This window comes from Methanohalobium sp. (assembly GCF_046546175.1).
Taxonomy (GTDB): domain Archaea; phylum Halobacteriota; class Methanosarcinia; order Methanosarcinales; family Methanosarcinaceae; genus Methanohalobium.
Window position 1 is genome coordinate 1 of sequence record NZ_JBKGYF010000037.1, and the last position, 16,771, is coordinate 16,771.

Annotated in this window: 15 protein-coding genes; 12 read left to right on the forward strand and 3 right to left on the reverse strand. The window is 39.7% G+C overall.

Going from position 1 to position 16,771, the window contains the following annotated elements; genetic code table 11:
* Positions 1-448 precede the first annotated feature (448 nt).
* The 5 genes from ACLFMM_RS05545 (at position 449) to ACLFMM_RS05565 (ending at position 5,188) form a co-directional block, all read left to right on the forward strand.
* Positions 449-1,465, forward strand: a complete 1,017-nt coding sequence (locus ACLFMM_RS05545; protein ID WP_410807722.1) for a type II glyceraldehyde-3-phosphate dehydrogenase — start codon at positions 449-451, stop codon at positions 1,463-1,465.
* 11 nt (positions 1,466-1,476) lie between these two features.
* On the forward strand, positions 1,477-2,283 hold the full coding sequence (locus ACLFMM_RS05550; protein WP_410807723.1) for a bifunctional fructose-bisphosphatase/inositol-phosphate phosphatase: 807 nt from the start codon (positions 1,477-1,479) through the stop codon (positions 2,281-2,283).
* Between the two features lies 1 nt (position 2,284).
* Complete coding sequence (locus ACLFMM_RS05555) at positions 2,285-3,127, forward strand: NAD(+)/NADH kinase (protein WP_410807724.1); 843 nt, start codon at positions 2,285-2,287, stop codon at positions 3,125-3,127.
* 2 nt (positions 3,128-3,129) lie between these two features.
* A complete protein-coding gene (gene larB, locus ACLFMM_RS05560; RefSeq protein ID WP_410807725.1) occupies positions 3,130-3,903 on the forward strand; it encodes a nickel pincer cofactor biosynthesis protein LarB in 774 nt (257 codons plus the stop codon).
* A gap of 100 nt (positions 3,904-4,003) precedes the next feature.
* On the forward strand, positions 4,004-5,188 hold the full coding sequence (locus ACLFMM_RS05565; protein WP_410807736.1) for a homocitrate synthase family protein: 1,185 nt from the start codon (positions 4,004-4,006) through the stop codon (positions 5,186-5,188).
* A gap of 43 nt (positions 5,189-5,231) precedes the next feature.
* On the opposite strand, the gene ACLFMM_RS05570 is transcribed toward ACLFMM_RS05565, so the two are convergent.
* The 3 genes from ACLFMM_RS05570 to ACLFMM_RS05580 form a co-directional block, all read right to left on the reverse strand.
* Positions 5,232-5,768: a TIGR00288 family NYN domain-containing protein gene (locus ACLFMM_RS05570; protein ID WP_410807726.1), complete on the reverse strand. Its 537-nt coding sequence runs from the start codon at positions 5,766-5,768 to the stop codon at positions 5,232-5,234.
* A gap of 85 nt (positions 5,769-5,853) precedes the next feature.
* Positions 5,854-6,264 carry a hypothetical protein gene (locus tag ACLFMM_RS05575; RefSeq protein WP_410807727.1) on the reverse strand — a complete coding sequence of 137 codons (411 nt, stop codon included), beginning with the start codon at positions 6,262-6,264 and terminating at the stop codon, positions 5,854-5,856.
* Positions 6,265-6,268: 4 nt separating this feature from the next.
* Positions 6,269-7,168 (reverse strand): rhomboid family intramembrane serine protease, encoded by a 900-nt coding sequence (locus ACLFMM_RS05580; protein ID WP_410807728.1) that lies wholly within the window; start codon positions 7,166-7,168, stop codon positions 6,269-6,271.
* A 381-nt stretch (positions 7,169-7,549) separates the two neighbouring features.
* Between ACLFMM_RS05580 and cdhA the strand changes: the two genes are divergently transcribed.
* The 7 genes from cdhA to ACLFMM_RS05615 all read left to right on the forward strand — a co-directional run bounded on the left by cdhA (position 7,550) and on the right by ACLFMM_RS05615 (position 16,674).
* The gene (gene cdhA / locus ACLFMM_RS05585; protein ID WP_410807729.1) at positions 7,550-9,955 is read left to right on the forward strand and encodes a CO dehydrogenase/acetyl-CoA synthase complex subunit alpha; all 2,406 of its coding nucleotides are present in this window, start codon (positions 7,550-7,552) and stop codon (positions 9,953-9,955) included.
* Between the two features lie 3 nt (positions 9,956-9,958).
* Complete coding sequence (gene cdhB / locus ACLFMM_RS05590) at positions 9,959-10,474, forward strand: CO dehydrogenase/acetyl-CoA synthase complex subunit epsilon (protein WP_410807730.1); 516 nt, start codon at positions 9,959-9,961, stop codon at positions 10,472-10,474.
* A 24-nt stretch (positions 10,475-10,498) separates the two neighbouring features.
* Positions 10,499-11,899: a CO dehydrogenase/CO-methylating acetyl-CoA synthase complex subunit beta gene (cdhC, locus tag ACLFMM_RS05595; RefSeq protein ID WP_410807731.1), complete on the forward strand. Its 1,401-nt coding sequence runs from the start codon at positions 10,499-10,501 to the stop codon at positions 11,897-11,899.
* A gap of 18 nt (positions 11,900-11,917) precedes the next feature.
* The gene (locus ACLFMM_RS05600; protein ID WP_410807732.1) at positions 11,918-12,670 is read left to right on the forward strand and encodes an AAA family ATPase; all 753 of its coding nucleotides are present in this window, start codon (positions 11,918-11,920) and stop codon (positions 12,668-12,670) included.
* An 86-nt stretch (positions 12,671-12,756) separates the two neighbouring features.
* Positions 12,757-14,085 carry a CO dehydrogenase/acetyl-CoA synthase subunit delta gene (cdhD, locus tag ACLFMM_RS05605; protein ID WP_410807733.1) on the forward strand — a complete coding sequence of 443 codons (1,329 nt, stop codon included), beginning with the start codon at positions 12,757-12,759 and terminating at the stop codon, positions 14,083-14,085.
* 3 nt (positions 14,086-14,088) lie between these two features.
* Positions 14,089-15,498, forward strand: a complete 1,410-nt coding sequence (gene acsC, locus ACLFMM_RS05610) for an acetyl-CoA decarbonylase/synthase complex subunit gamma (RefSeq protein ID WP_410807734.1) — start codon at positions 14,089-14,091, stop codon at positions 15,496-15,498.
* Between the two features lie 114 nt (positions 15,499-15,612).
* A complete protein-coding gene (locus ACLFMM_RS05615) occupies positions 15,613-16,674 on the forward strand; it encodes a DUF362 domain-containing protein (protein WP_410807735.1) in 1,062 nt (353 codons plus the stop codon).
* Positions 16,675-16,771: the final 97 nt, after the last annotated feature.

Consider the following 16,771-nt stretch of genomic DNA (forward strand, 5'->3'; position numbering starts at 1 on the left):
GTGGAGTTGTGTTCGTTAGAACAAACTATGAAACAGGAAGCCAATTGGTCTTTAGAGCTTGTCCGACAATTCAATACTATTAATTTATTTTATCTACTATTTAAATAAATATAAGAGGAATAATAAGTTATTTACCAATGACATTTATCCAATAATCCAAAAATCATACACTGATACTACCAAATGGTCAAAGATAAATGATTAGGACTAATAATTTATGTTACTTGGTAAACCCCTTTGTAGAACATATCTGCTTTAACATTAATTGTCGGACAGCCTGTTTAGCCAAGTGGTAGTTCACAACTGCTCCTGAATTATGACTGTCCTATTTTAAATCCATTATAGAGGCACAGGTTTAAAGAGTGGGGAAAAATTAAGTGTATTGAATATAGTATTAAATTAAATCAAATTAAATCAAATTAAATCTAAAAATAAAAGAGGTAACACAATGAACAAAGTGAAAGTTGGAATTAACGGTTACGGTACAATAGGAAAACGTGTGGCAGACGCTGTATCTCAACAGGATGACATGGAACTTGTTGGTGTATCCAAAACAAGACCGAATTATGAAGCTGTAATGGCACAAAGGAAAGGTTACAATATCTATACCCCTTCTGACAAAATGGACAGGATGAAAGAAGGTGGTATAACAGTTACCGGTAATGTTGAAGATTTGGTTAATGAAGCTGATGTCATAGTAGATGCTACACCCAAGGGGGTAGGAGCTAAAAATAAAGAGCTTTATGAAAAATCAGGAGTAAAAGCAATCTGGCAGGGTGGAGAAGATCACGAAGTTGCAGGTTTTTCATTTAATGCTGATTCAAATTACAGTGATGCAATAGGTCGGGACTTTACACGCGTGGTTTCCTGTAATACGACCGCTCTCTGTAGATTGGTATCAAACATCGATAAAGAATACGGAATCAAGAAGTGCAGGGTTACCCTGATTCGCAGAGCTGCAGATCCATCAGATATCAAGAAGGGGCCAATCAATTCGATTGTTGCTGACCCTGTTAAAATTCCGTCCCACCACGGTCCTGATGTACAGTCAGTAATACCGCATATCGATATATCCACAATGGCTGTCAAGGTACCAAACACCATGATGCATATTCATACTGTTAATATGGAACTGAAAAAAGATTGTACCGCAGATGACATCAAAAACCTGCTTTCAAAGAACCCGCGTATGCATTACTTGGAGCCGGGGATTACCTCAACATCAGAAACCATGGAACTTGCAAGAGACCTTGGACGTCCAAGGAATGATATGTGGGAAAACTGTATCTGGGAAGAATCCATTGACTTCTATGAAGGAGAACTCTACCTGTTGCAGGCGGTTCACCAGGAAGCAGATGTTGTACCTGAAAACATCGATGCAATACGAGCCATGTGTGAACTAGAGAAAGATGCAGAAAAATCAAAAGCCAAAACAAACAGGGCTATGGGAATCGAAACCAGATAATCAGTATTATTATGGCTCACAATTTTTCTTTTTTTGAACTTTGCAACCATGCAGCTTCAGCAGTAGAAGTTGCGATTAAAGACCTAGTGGAGACTCAACAGGCATATGAGACCCTTTACATAGGTGCTGATGGGACAGATACAAAATTAATTGACGATGTTGCTGAGAAGGCTATATTTGAAGTACTGGAAGAAGATGGTAGGTCGATGAAGGTCTTAAGCGAAGAGACTGGCATAAAAACACTGGGTGAAGACCCTGAATTTACTGTAGTCATCGACCCTCTTGACGGGACTTATAACGCTTCATTTGGTATTGCTTTCTACAGTGTATCAATTGCAATCGGATACCCTGATTTATCATGTATATGGTTTGGGTACATTAAAAATTTGGCAAATGGGGATATTTATCATGCAGAATATGGTAAGGGCGCCTATTTAAATGGTATACGCATTTTTCCTTCCAGTAAATCGGAATTAAAAGATAGTTGCGCCAGTGTTTACGGATACCGGCTCCATGTGGAACGCACCATCGAGCTCACCAGAAGCATTAGAAGAATGAGAATCCTTGGTTGTGTTTCACTGGAGCTCTGCTATGTTGCATCCGGCAGGTTTGATGCCTTTGTTGATGTAAGAGGTTCCTTACGGTTAACTGATGTTGCTGCCGGGAAACTCATAGTAGATGAATCCGGAGGTAAGGTCACTAACGGATTTGCGGATTTAATCGAGTTGAAGGATAACTCGATTTATCATGTATATATGATTGCATCCAATGGGTATATACATGATGATTTATTGAAACTTACTGGAGGAATAAGCTAAATTGAAAGTTAAGAAGATAGGGATAGTGTCTAGGCTGGACCATGAAGGCGCACTTGAGTTGACCAGGTCCATTATTGATAAATTCAGTTCTGTGGTTGAGATTGCAGTATCGACAAATACAGCAAAAGAACTTGGTATTGAAGATGGCAGTATTGAAGTTGAATCCATTGAAAATATGCGGGATAAAGGGGTTGATTTTTTAATCGTTGTCGGTGGTGACGGCACAGTCCTTCTGACATTATCCAAGATGCATAATCCAATACCAATACTTGGCATCAACATGGGTAAAGTGGGATTTCTGGTTGATACAGAAGCCTATGAAGCAATACCTAATATTGAAAAAGCACTTTATGGATTTACATACAATGAACAAATAAGGCTATCTGTCTCACTTAATGGTGAAATACTTCCTCCAGCCACCAATGAAATTGTTCTTCTTACAGGCAGACCTGCAAAGATTCTCACCTCCAAGGTAAGAATCGATGAATACGAACTTGATGAATTAAGATCAGATGGAATCGTGTTCTCAACACCTACCGGATCAACTGCCTATGCTATGAGTGCGGGAGGCCCCATAATTGATCCAAGGGTAAATGCAGCTTTAATAGTTCCACTTGCACCATTTAAACTCTCATCAAGACCATGGGTCGTTCCTGCAAATTGTGTAATCAATGTTGAAACAACTATACCGGAAAAGGAAGCGATACTGGTTATCGACGGGCAGCATACCTACAAAGTATATGAAAATGACATTGTTACGCTCACAAAAGCAACCCAGCCTGCTCGGTTTGTAAAAAGTTCTATATATAGGTTCTATGAAAAAGTACAAAATAAGCTTTGTTAACCATGAAACTTGAAGATATTCTAATTAAAATACAAAAAGGAGAAATTGATGTAGACAGCGCTGCAAATGAAATTCATTCCATGAGTTATACAGAGGTTTCTGATATCGCTAAAATTGATTCGCACCGTATGTGCAGAACAGGGATACCCGAAGCTGTGCTTGGTGAAGGTAAAAAACCGGATGATCTGGTTGAAATCGTCAAAAATCAGGTTGATTGTGCCGGTAGAGTACTGGTAACTCGGGTTTCTGATGAACAGATTGAAAAACTCAGGTTAAGTTTTAAACCTGAAAATGTTGTATGGAATGAAAGAGCCCGTATTGCAGTTATACATAACGGTACCCAATGTCCTGATACCGGAGGGATAATAGGAATCCTGTCTGCTGGAACAACTGACGTAGGTATTGCTGAAGAGGCACGAATGGTCGCTTCAGAGATGGGATGCGGGGTTGTAACCATTTATGATGTAGGTGTAGCAGGTATACATAGATTATTCCCGCAGATTTCAAAACTTAAAGAATCCGGTGTTGATGTGGTCATTGTAGCCGCAGGCAGGGAAGGGACGTTACCCACTATTGTTTCAGGACTGATCGATGCACCTGTGATCGGACTTCCGGTATCCACTGGTTATGGGGCAGGTGGATCCGGGCAGGCAGCACTAATGTCCATGCTCCAATCATGTTCAGTAATATGTGTTGTTAATATTGATGCCGGTTTTGTTGCAGGAGCATTTGCTGCACAGATTGCAAATAAAGTAGCTAAAGCACGTAACAAATAATTGAAAGGTGTAAAAAGAGCAAATGTTTTATGTCAAAATCCTCACCTATATAATATAGATTTTTCTCATAACCTGATTAATGATATACTGGATGGATATCATGTCTGAAATCGAAGAAAACTCATACTCTAGAAATAAACTCATTGATTATCTTAGTTTAAACCCGATTGATGTTGAAATCTGTGACGTTACCCTCCGGGATGGAGAACAGACTCCGGGTGTTGTATTCACAAAAGAAGAAAAAATGAATATTTCAAATGAACTTGATTCAATCGGTGTAGATATAATTGAGACCGGATTCCCGGTAGTTTCATCGGATGAAAAAGACACCATTAAACAAATTTCCAATATGGGGTTAAATTCCAGAACATGCTGTCTTTCCCGTGCGCTGAGCAGTGATGTTGATTCTGCACTTGACTGTGATGTGGATATGGTGAGTATATTTGTGGCTATATCTGACCTGCACCTGATTCATAAGTATCAAAAAAGCTGTGAAGAAATGATATCTTGCGCACTGGATACCATAGAATATGCAAAAGACCATGGTCTTGAAGTAAGATTTGCTGCAGAAGATGCAAGCAGAACTGATATTGAAACTCTTAAAAATGTTTTTTTAAGGGCACAGGATTACCGAGTGGATTATGTAAGCCTTGCGGATACTGTTGGCATTCTAAATCCCAGTACCACATATTACCTTGTTGATGAAATCAATAAATCAGTAGATACACCAATCTGCATACATTGTCACAATGACCTAGGTATGGCAACTGCAAATACTTTAATGGCTGCAGAAGCAGGTGCCAAACAACTTCATACAACCGTAAATGGAATAGGTGAAAGAGCAGGCAACGCAGCACTGGAAGAAGTACTCATGGGTCTGATGGTTGAATACAATATCATGAGGTATGACACAACAGTTCTCACGGAATTATCCAGAACGGTGGAAAATTATGCAAATATCACACCACCGGTAAATAAGGCAATTATTGGTAAAAATGCATTTTCACACGAATCTGGTATACATGTGATGGCAATATTGGAGAACCCCAGAACCTATGAACTTTTCAATCCGGAACTTGTTGGCGGAAAACGTAACTTGATTGTAGGAAAACATACAGGTATAAAGGCTCTCAAAGGTATAATCAACAGTATGGGTTACTCGATGGAACATGATGAACTATGCAGGCTGAAAAATAAAGTCAAAAATTGTACAGATATAAAGCATGGAATTTCAAGAGAACGTCTGGAAGACATGGTAAGGGATATCAAGATGCACGATCTCTGAATAGGTGGTAACTATCTGGTAGCTGAGTAATTATGTATATAAATCATTCACTTATCTGATGTTTTTTATCATCCAATCCTTCAGGCTGGCTCAATCTCATCTCTTCTGTATTTAACATTATCACATAATCTGCCGAATTTTTAAGGGCTGGTGAGAATCCTGGTTCAACACCAAACAGTATCGTTTCCTTCCCGTGCTTGTTTGCTTTATTTAAAAGAGGTTTAAAATCAGCATCACGGGTCACCAAAGTTATAGTGTCAATATTTGGATTGCAAACCAGTTCCATACCTTCCACTGCAAGCCTGACGTCAACATCGCTTGAACATATTACAGGTTCAAACCCATTGTTTTCAATAGCTTCCACCAATTTTTCAGAGGCATACTGGTTTAGGAAAACAAGCCCAATTTTCACATTGCCGTATTCTTTCAAAACATCTCTGATAGCTTCCAGGTTGACATTAAATTCTTTTCTAAGTACATTAGGACCGTCTACCAGTAACCCGATATTCCGCCTACCGGTTTCTTTCTTGGTACTGAGGTACTTGACAATTGAATTCAATCCACTTTTAACAGGTTTCATTACTGCACACCCACCACACCATAAATACCATAATCAAATATTATAATTATCATTTAGCTGGCAATCATTAATAAAAGTAACACAGTCAGAGTTTTTCTGCAAGACATTGTCTCCTAACATCTGTATTATATACAGTATTTTCCACTAATCTGAACTGATTTACCATCTTTCTGCCACTTTTTTTTCGCGTATACCGTATTTCTCCACCGTTTTTTAGAAGAAGTTCCATCACCTCTTCAAACTGTTCACGTTCTGCACCGGTCAACTCAATGATACTTTCATGACCCGAAATCCAGTTATAAACTTTTAATAGATTCGTTTCCCGTACACGTTTTAAACCCTCGATGTTTTTTGCATCATCCAGGTATAGAGTTCTTTTCTTTTCAGGGGACCATGCTGCAATTTTTTTCTGCAATTCAATAAATTGAATAGGGATTTCTTCTCCTTCTCTAGGTCTGGGAAAATACTTGGCAAGATGGTGTATACCTTCATCCATTATTTTACCACCTTCGGACATATTCCCGCTTTGTACTGGTTCTAAATCTGGGTTTTGTATTTTTAATCCAGTAACCCATAAGAATCCCTACGACCATACCCATCAGATGGGCATTATGGGCTATCATGTCCTGAACATCGATTGTAAAGAATAAAAACTCTATCCCTATAAGCAGTACTATTGCATGTTTTATTTTCATTGGTATGAAAAATACAAATATAGGCAGATTTGGTACAAGTACTGCAAGTGCAGCGAATACCCCAATCACAGCACCACTTGCACCTACCAATGGAAACGGAGAAGTCGTGGTTAATGCAAATCCAAGGGATGCTGCAATACCGGTTATGAAAAATACTATTAAAAATGTTTGTTTTCCAAAACGTTTTTCGAATTCGTTTCCAAAAAAGAGCAGCACAAACATGTTCAGGAACAGATGCGCAAAATTGGAATGTACAAATATATGAGTAATAATAGTCCATGGTTTCAGTAAAATCAGGGATACATCAGCAGGAAGACCCAATAATCTAAAATAATTAATGTCAAAAACATTTGTTATAATCAGGTTTCCTATGATATAGGATATTGCACAGATGATTATAATTGCCATTGTGGGGCTTGTGGTTGCCCATCTCTTGATTTTATTTAAGAAACCAAAAGCTACACTTTTGGATGCCTGTTTTGCAGCTTCTTTAAACATGTTTTTGAATATACTTTCGGCATCAAAATTTGAATAGTTTCCACCAACACCGGAAGTTTCAGTGAACCCGTATTTTTTCTGATGTTCCAACCCTTCACAGGCATGCCTTTCCGGAAGTCTGTGTTCTACACAGAATGTTTTTCCACAGAATCTGCACCTAAAAAGTGTTGATTCCTGTTTCCCACATATCCAGCAATTATTGGCCAAGTTATCCTCCATTATATATCTGACGTATTATATCCAATAAAATATTTTCTAACTTTTGGATGGTTTATTTAAATGATGATAGATGATGGAAATATATAGGCTAAAAACCATCCTTTATTCAAGAATATTCATGTAATTCATGAAAAGTTCTTTGCTCCAAAAATATAGGATATATTTCCAGTATGATTATAATCAATAATTTATCAAATATAATCATGACAAATTAAGGGAAACGTTTTTATAATTAATTTAACAATTAAGGACAAGGGCTAAATTAAAAGTTTAGTTTCATGATATATTGATAGATTTTTAACCCTTTTAAAATACAATTTTTTCACAAGTTGATACATTGTTAATTCCAATCAGGAGGATAAAATACAGATGAGCAATATAACTTCAGGCAAATTTTCAATTGAAGACTTGGAAAATGTCCAGATAACGATTGAAAATGTTGTCGGTGCAATAGAAGAAATGGAAGAAAAAGAGGAAGATATGGGTATAACTGCCAAGCCCGGTATCTCATCACTTAGAAACTGGGATTTCAATCTGCTCAATAGGTATGAACCGATATATACTCCTATGTGTGACCAGTGCTGCTACTGTACCTTTGGTACATGTGACCTGAGCGGTAATAAAGAAGGTGCATGTGGTATCGATATGAAAGCCCATCAAGCTCGTGAATTTTTGCTTCGTGTGATAACTGGAGCTTCAGCTCATACCGGTCACGGCAGACATCTGCTTCATCATCTTATTGAAAAATATGGCCGAGATCATCCAATAGATGTAGGACCATCAAATCTCAAGACTCCGGTAATGCAAACAGTTACCGGATATAAACCAGAAACCCTTGGAGACCTTGAGAAAGTACTGGATTATGTTGAAGAACAGATTACCCAGCTTCTTGCAACGATCCATATGGGTCAGGAAGGAGAATCCATCGACTTTGAATCAAAAGCGTTGCATGGAGGTATGCTGGACCATGTAGGTATGGAAGTATCTGATATCGCCCAAATTTCATGTCTTAAAATGCCAAAATCCGACGCAGAATCACCACTTGCAGAGATTGGAATGGGGTGCATAGATTCCACAAAACCGATGCTCCTTACCATAGGACATAATGTTTCAGGTGTAACCAATATCATGGATTATATTGATGAACATGGTCTTTCAGATGAGATAGAACTTGCTGGTCTTTGCTGTACAGCAATTGATATGACCCGTTACAATGTAGATGAAGGTGGAGAACCAAGAGCAAAGGTTATCGGAAGTCTGGCAAAAGAACTGAAAATGATACGTTCAGGTGTACCTGACGTCATTGTTGTTGATGAACAATGTGTACGGGCTGATATACTCAGAGAAGCTCAAAAGCTTTCAATACCTGTGATCAGTACCAATGATAAAATAATGTATGGTCTCAAAGACCGTTCCAAAGACGATGTGGATGATATCCTGGAAGACCTGTCCTCTGGAAATGAACCCGGAGCACTTGTACTCGATTTTGATAAACTCGGGGAACTGGCTCCTCGACTTGCCATGAAGATGGCACCTATACGTGAAGAGAAAGGAATCAAATCACTTCCAACCAGTGAAGAACTCCAGGAGCTCACAGAAAGATGTGTCCATTGTAAAGAGTGTGAGCTGGTCTGTCCCACAAACCTATCAATCAGTGAAGCAATGAGTGCAGCTGAAACAGGAGATTTTGCACCATTTGAACCACTGCACGACAAATGTGTAGCCTGCGGCAGATGTGAACAGGTCTGTCCCAAGGACATACCAGTTCTGAATGTAATCGAAAAATCAGCCCAAAGAGTTATACGTGAAGAAAAAGGGAAATTGCGTTCTGGAAGAGGTCAGGTTAGTGATCCTGAGATACGCGAAGAAGGTGTAAACCTTGTTCTTGGAACTACACCGGGTATCATTGCACTAGTAGGATGCTCGAATTATCCTGAAGGTACCAAAGATCTCTATACAATCGCAGAAGAGATGCTCAAAAGAAACTATATAGTTGTTGTCTCTGGATGTTCTGCAATGGACCTTGGTATGTACAGGAATGAGGATGGAAATACACTTTATGAAGAGTATCCTGGAAAATTCATCAAAGGTAATCTTCTTAACGTTGGTTCATGCGTATCTAATTCACACATAACTGGAACAGCGATTAAAGTTGCAGCAATCTTTGCCCAGAGGAACGTAACCGGAAATTTCGAAGAAATCGCTGATTACATCCTGAACCGTGTAGGTGCAGTAGGTGTTGCATGGGGTGCATATTCACAGAAAGCATCATCCATTGCTACAGGATGCAACAGATTCGGAATACCTGTTATAGTAGGACCCCACGGTTCAAAATACCGAAGAGCACTCATAGGAAAACCATATGATAAGGACAAATGGTCGGTCTATGATGCAAGAAACGGTGAAGTCCTTGAGGTACCTCCATCGCCGCAATTCCTGCTTAGCACAGTTGAATCAGTTGAAGAACTGATGCCGATACTTGCCAAAAACTGCATGCGTCCAAGTGATAACAATATGGGCCGTATGATCAAGCTTACCAACTACATTGAACTCAGTCAGAAATATCTCGGGATAATACCTGATGACTGGTATCAATTTGTCAGAACCGAAACCGACCTTCCGCTTACAAAACGTGAAGAGTTGTTGAAGAAACTGGAATCCGAACACGGCTGGGAAATCGACTGGAAGAAGAAGAAAATTATCTCTGGTCCTACCCTGAAATTCGATGTTTCGGCACAGCCGACTAATGTAAAAAGACTCTGTAAAGAGGCATAATCCATGGTTGATGCAATTAAAAACACACGTGTATATACCACATGGGGTACAAAAACCGCAAAACCTGTACAGCCAAAAGTTGCTGCCAAAACAATATCCAAGGCGAAGCGACCATTGATGGTTGTAGGTGCTGAATTGCTTAAAGATCAAGAAGCAATGAACCGTGCCGTAAAAATAGCACAAACTAAAGGAATACCGGTGGCTGCTACCGGTCATTCCATCAAAGAACTGAATGATAAGGGTCTGAATGTCAAATATATCAACATACATTCCCTTGGGTTATATCTCTGTGACTCCAACTGGACAGGTCTTGATGGAAGCGGCTGCTATGATATGGTCATCATACTGGGCCACAAGAAATATTATATAAATCAGGTCTTATCTGGCCTCAAAAACTTTACAAATCTAAAAACTATATCCATTGATAAACATTATCTGCAAAATGCTACCATGTCATTTGGTAATTTGAGTAATGAAAAACATCTTGAAGCACTGGATGAATTAATAGAAAACCTGTAACCGTGTAATAGAGGAGAATAAATCATGGCAGAATTCCCACTTGAAATCTCTCCTATGTTTGAAGGAGAAAGGATTAGAAAGAACGATATGTATGTAGAGCTCGCCGGACCAAAATCAAAGGGTTTTGAACTGGTCAGAGCCACCGATATGGATGAAATTGAAGATGGTAAATTCACATTAATTGGTCCTGATATTTCAGAAATGGAAGAAGGATCAAGATACCCATTTGCAATGCTTTACAAGATTGGAGGTGAACTTGTAGAACCAGACCTTGAAGCCATTGTAGAACGCCGCAATCATGATTTTTACAATTATTTACAGGGTGTAATGCATCTAAACCAGAGGTATGATATATGGGTAAGAATAAGTAAAGATGCTATAAATAAGGGTCTAGAATCCTTTGAACAAATGGCAGCAGCGATGATGTCCCTGTTTAAAAATGAACTCACATTTATCGAAAAAATAGAGGCAGTCTATATAACTGACCCTGAAGAAATAGATAATGAGATTGAGAATGCAATGGAGATTTATAAAGCACGTGACGAAAGGACGGCAAATCTCCATGATGAAGATGTAGATACCTTTTACGGGTGTACCCTGTGCCAGTCCTTTGCTCCATCCAATGTATGTGTCGTAACACCTGATAGGATTTCTCTTTGTGGTGCAATCAACTGGTTTGACGGCAGAGCTGCGGCGAAAGTCGATCCTGAAGGACCCCAGTTCCCCATTGAAAAAGGAGAAGTTATTGATGAGGTGGGTGGAGAATATTCAGGAGTTAACGAATCCGCAAAATCACTTTCAGGCGGAGAATACGACCGCATAAAGCTTCATTCATTCTTTGAATATCCGCATACATCCTGTGGTTGTTTTGAAGTTGTAGGATTTTATATACCAGAGGTTGATGGTATCGGCTGGATTGACAGGGACTTTACTGGGAATGCGCCGAATGGTTTACCATTTTCCACAATGGCAGGACAAACCGGTGGCGGTAAACAGATTGTGGGATTCCTTGGTATCGGTATAAACTATTTCCGATCACCCAAGTTCATCCAGGCTGATGGCGGATGGGACCGGGTGGTATGGATGCCGAAACACCTCAAAGACAAGGTTATTGAATATATACCGGAAAATGTTGTTGAAAAAATACCAACCGAAGAAGAAGTAGGAGACATCAACGAACTGGAAACCTATCTTAAAGAAAATGATCACCCGGTACTCGAAAGATGGACTGAAGAAGAGGAAGAAATTGAAGAGGAAGATGAAGTACAACCGGAATCAGGTCCATCACAGTACATGACCCAGATGCCGACTTCCATGCCGAGTGCTCCTTCATGGACACCAAGTACATCAGGTGGTGGAGTTAAAGTCACCCTCAAAAATGCCAAGGTGTCCATCGATCGGATTATTGTTAAAAAGAGTGAATAAATCTAAGCAGGGATTTTTGTGACTAGGGTTATTGCGGTAACAGGTAAAGGAGGTACAGGAAAAACTGCTACAACTTCCATGCTCATGCGCCATCTTGTAAAGGATGACAATTTGGTATTAGCAGTTGACGCAGATCCTGATACCAACCTTCCTGAAGCTCTTGGATGTAAAGTTGAACATACACTTGGAGAGATGCGGGAGTTTATGCTCAATGAACGGGACAATCTCCCGCCAGACACCAATAAAGAATCTGTATTGGAATCAAAGGTATATGAGGCTATAAATGAGATGGATGGCTATGATTTGCTGGTCATGGGTCGTCCGGAAGGTTCCGGTTGTTATTGTTATGTGAATAATCTTCTTCGGGGGATTATAACAAGGCTTATTAAAAATTATGACGTGGTAATAATTGACACAGAAGCTGGTCTTGAACATTTCAGCAGAAAACTGATTCCTGAAATCGATGATCTTATTGTTGTAACAGATGGGTCTCGAAGAGGTATGCAAACAGGTGAACGTATACGTCAACTGGTTAATGAACTCGAGACCAAAGTTAGAAATGTGTATGTTGTAGCAAATAAAGTTACAGAAAGCAACCGTGATATGATTGAACAAAATGCCAAAGACATGGACCTGAGACTGTTAGGTGCGGTACCTGTTGATAAAGTTATAGAAGAGCGGGATTTAAACGGACTTCCTTTATTTGATTTGCCTGATGATTCGGTTGCTATAAAAGAGATAAATAAAATAGCAAACGATTTGAATCTGTAAGTCGTCCAGTTTGATATTGATATAGGAATATTATTTATTTCATTTTAATTTATTATTGACAATATATTTTAGACGGTGGAAATCGCATGGCAAAAAAAATGAAGTTAACAGACCTTACTGAGATGCTAAAAGACCTCGATGTGGAAGCACTTGAAGGTGTAAACATCGAAGGTGATATAGAGTTTGATGTAAATGGTGTCGGACTCGACCCCAATCTATCTTATGCATTAGGATATGAAGCAGCACAGGTTTCGTTACATATAGCAAATATAGCGAAATTGCTGGGGTATCCGGTAGACCAATTATTCGGAGCATCAATGGGTGCTGCAGGACAGGTAGCACCATCTGCTGAGGGAATTGCTGCAAAATCAGGGTTTCATGAACTTGCTTCCTCCAGTTTTGAATTATCCCCGTTAAAAGAGTGGACCCATACAATTGAAGAAGTAACACTTGGTGCAACATCCTCTGATGGTGGTTCTCGTGGTCATACCATTACACTTGGCGGGGAAAATGCACTTCCGTACTATTTTGATGCAGAGATGCCACATAGAAACTATGTAACCATGGATGTCTTTGACCTACCTATAACTATGGCAAAAGCCGTAAGAACCAACTATGAAGATGTTATGGATGACCCTGCTGAATGGGCTAAAAAAGTGGTTAACGATTTCAATGCCGATATGGTGACCATCCATCTGGTATCTACTGACCCCAATATTAAAGATACATCTGCAAAAGAAGCATCCAAAGTTGTAGAGGATGTTTTGCAGGCGGTGGATGTACCGATTGTTATCGGAGGTTCAGGTAATCCTGAAAAAGACCCTGAGGTTCTGGAAAAGGCAGCAGAAGTTGCAGAAGGTGAACGAGCGCTGATTGCATCTGCAAGTTTAAACCTTGATTACGAGCGCATTGCAAAGGCTGCAACTGATTATGGACACGCTATACTATCCTGGACCCAGCTGGAAATCAATGCACAAAAAGAGCTTAACAGGAAACTCATGAACCAGTGTAATGTTCCAAGAGACAGTATTCTGATGGACCCGACAACCGCAGCTCTTGGTTACGGTCTGGATTATGCCTATACCAATATGGAGAGGATTAGACTAGCAGGGCTAACAGGTGATGATGAACTCACGTTCCCGATGTCATCAGGTACAACAAATGCATGGGGTGCACGTGAATCATGGATGAAAGAATCGCCAATACAGAACGATTCGGATTGGGGTCCAAGGGAATATAGAGGACCAATTTGGGAAATCGCTACAGGGCTGGCACTGGCTCTTGCAGGTAACGATTTGTTCATGATGATGCATCCCACATCTGTGCAGGTTTTGAAAGAAGCAACTCAATCATTCTTTGGTACAAAAGAGGCAGAGCAGGTTGATATCAGTAATTGGATAGGTGCGGAGGTGTAAATAATGAAAGTAAACAGCCCACTTCAGGTTTATAAATACCTCCCAGGTGATAATTGTGGTATCTGTGGTGAAAGTACCTGTATGGCTTTTGCATCCCGATTAATAGAACGGTCTGCAGATATTACTGATTGTGAGCCGATTCTTAAAGAAGATCAGAAAAAAAATTTTGAGAAATTACAGGAACTTCTGGAACCAGAAATCAGGGAAGTGGAAATAGGTGTTGGCGATAAAGCGGTAACAATTGGAGGAGATGATGTTTTATACCGCCATAAACTCACTTTCTTTAACAAAACAGTTCTGACCTATGATGTATGGGACACCATGGATGAAAATGACCTTGCTGAAAGGATAGATCACATCCAAAATTTCCAGAAATTCTATGTTGGAGAGTTTTTGAACGCTGATGCAATCGCAGTTCGTTCTGTATCAGATAACCCGAAGCAATTCTCTGAGACTGTAAAAAAGGTTATGGATAAAACAGACCTTCCTATGGTACTATGTTCCTTTAACCCAGAAGTACTAAGGGCGGGTCTTGAAGTAGCATCAGATAAAAATCCGCTGATTTATGCTGCAAATAAGGATAACTGGCAGGAAGTTGCAGACCTTATGCATAGCTATGATGTACCAGTATCACTTTTTGCACCGGATGATCTTGATCTGTTAAAATCCATGGCTGTAACATTTACCAAAATGGGCATGGAAAAACTTGTTCTTGATCCGGGCACCTATCCAACAGGCAACCAGTTAAGAGACACATTCAATAATTTCATAAAGCTTAGAAGAGCTGGTATTACCGGCGACCGTGACATCGCCTTCCCGCTAATGTCAGTCCCTCTTACTGCATGGATGGTATATGATGATACAGTAAGTGCATCCTACTGGGAAACCGTACTTGCCTCCACTTTCATCATCAAATATGGTGATATAATGCTGCTACACAGCACTGAACCTTATGCTATGTTACCTGTACTCCATATGCGGGATACAATTTACACTGACCCGCGTAAGCCGGTCATGGTAGACCCAGGAGTTTATGAAGTCGGTTCACCAACTGCAGATTCTCCGTTGATAATAACAACAAACTTTGCTCTCACCTATTACACAGTTGAAAGTGACCTTTCATCCAATGATATTGATTGTTATCTAGCAGCCATTGATACCGAAGGAATCGGTGTAGAAGCGGCAGTTGCGGGTGGACAATTGACAGCTTCAAAGGTCAAGAAAGGACTGGAAGAATCACAATTTGATTTAAAAGAAAAAACAAACCATAATACAATGATACTTCCAGGACTTGCAGCACGTTTGCAGGGTGATGTTGAGGACGAAACCGGAGCAAATATTGTTATAGGACCGCCTGATTCAGGCCGGATACCCGGATGGATGGAAAAGAACTGGCCACCATCCACAAAATAAAGCAAAACTTATCCGTGATAATTTCACGGATTCAATTCTATTTTAAAAATACTTACAATTTCTATGGCAAATCTTTTTTTAATTGACTGCATTTGAATGTATAGGTGTTGTATTATGAGTGATGTATATTTTAAATCAGTGGATTCTATCGGTCCGAGTCAGACACAAATAGACCATGTAAAAGAATTATATCCAAAAATCTCCCCGGTAAAAGAAGGGGACCTTGTTGCAATAAAAATTCATCCCGGAGAATATGGAAACACAACTCATATCCATCCTGCAATTGTGAGAGCTGTTGTGGATATGGTCAAGGATGATGGTGGTATACCGTTTGTTGTTGACACAACCGTGCTCTACAACGGTATGAGATTTAATGCAGCTGATGCACTCTGGACTGCTTCTGTAAATGGTTTTACACAGGAAAGTATGAATGCACCTGTAATTATCGGTGATGGATTGCTGGGTGATGAAAGTGTTACCGTAAAAATCAATGGTGAAGAACTTAAACAGACAACAGTAGCTTCTGCCATAGCAAAAGCGGATTCCATGATCGTATTGTCCCATGTTAAAGGGCATCCTGCCACTGGGTTTGGAGGATCGATCAAAAACCTGGGGATGGGTTGTCTAGATAAAGATGGTAAAACCGACTGCCATAAAGTAGGTGTTCCCACCATAGACCCTGAAAAATGTGTGGGATGCGAAACCTGTATAGATATGTGTGCATGGGAAGCTATAAGAATGGAGAACGGAAAAGCCGTTGTTGATAAAGAACTATGCAGAGGTGAAGGTTTCTGTGTAGATTCGTGCCCTGAAGAAGCTATTGTACCGCCTGAAAACTTTACAGATAGTTTACAGAAACGCATTGGTGAAGCTTCAATAGCGACCATTAACTCGTTATCCGGCAGAATCGGTTACATAAATTGGATATTTGACCTCACACTTGGTTGTGATTGTTTCGGATTCTATACACCAAGTTTCTCTAAAGACGTAGGAACTCTTGCATCCAAAGACCCTGTAGCAATTGATATGGCAAGTATTAATTTGATAAACAGCAAGATGAAAGAACATGGAACAAAATTCACCATGAAGGATGTTTGGGGTGTTGACCCCATAATCCAGGTAGACGCTGCAGAAAAAATTGGAGCTGGAAGTGGAAAATACAATCTAATAAAATGATATTTTTCTGGCTTTGTAGAAACCCTTAGTATTCAAATTGATATCTGAGCTAATAATGTATCTATATGTTTTTCTATATGTTAGTTTTATCTGCCAA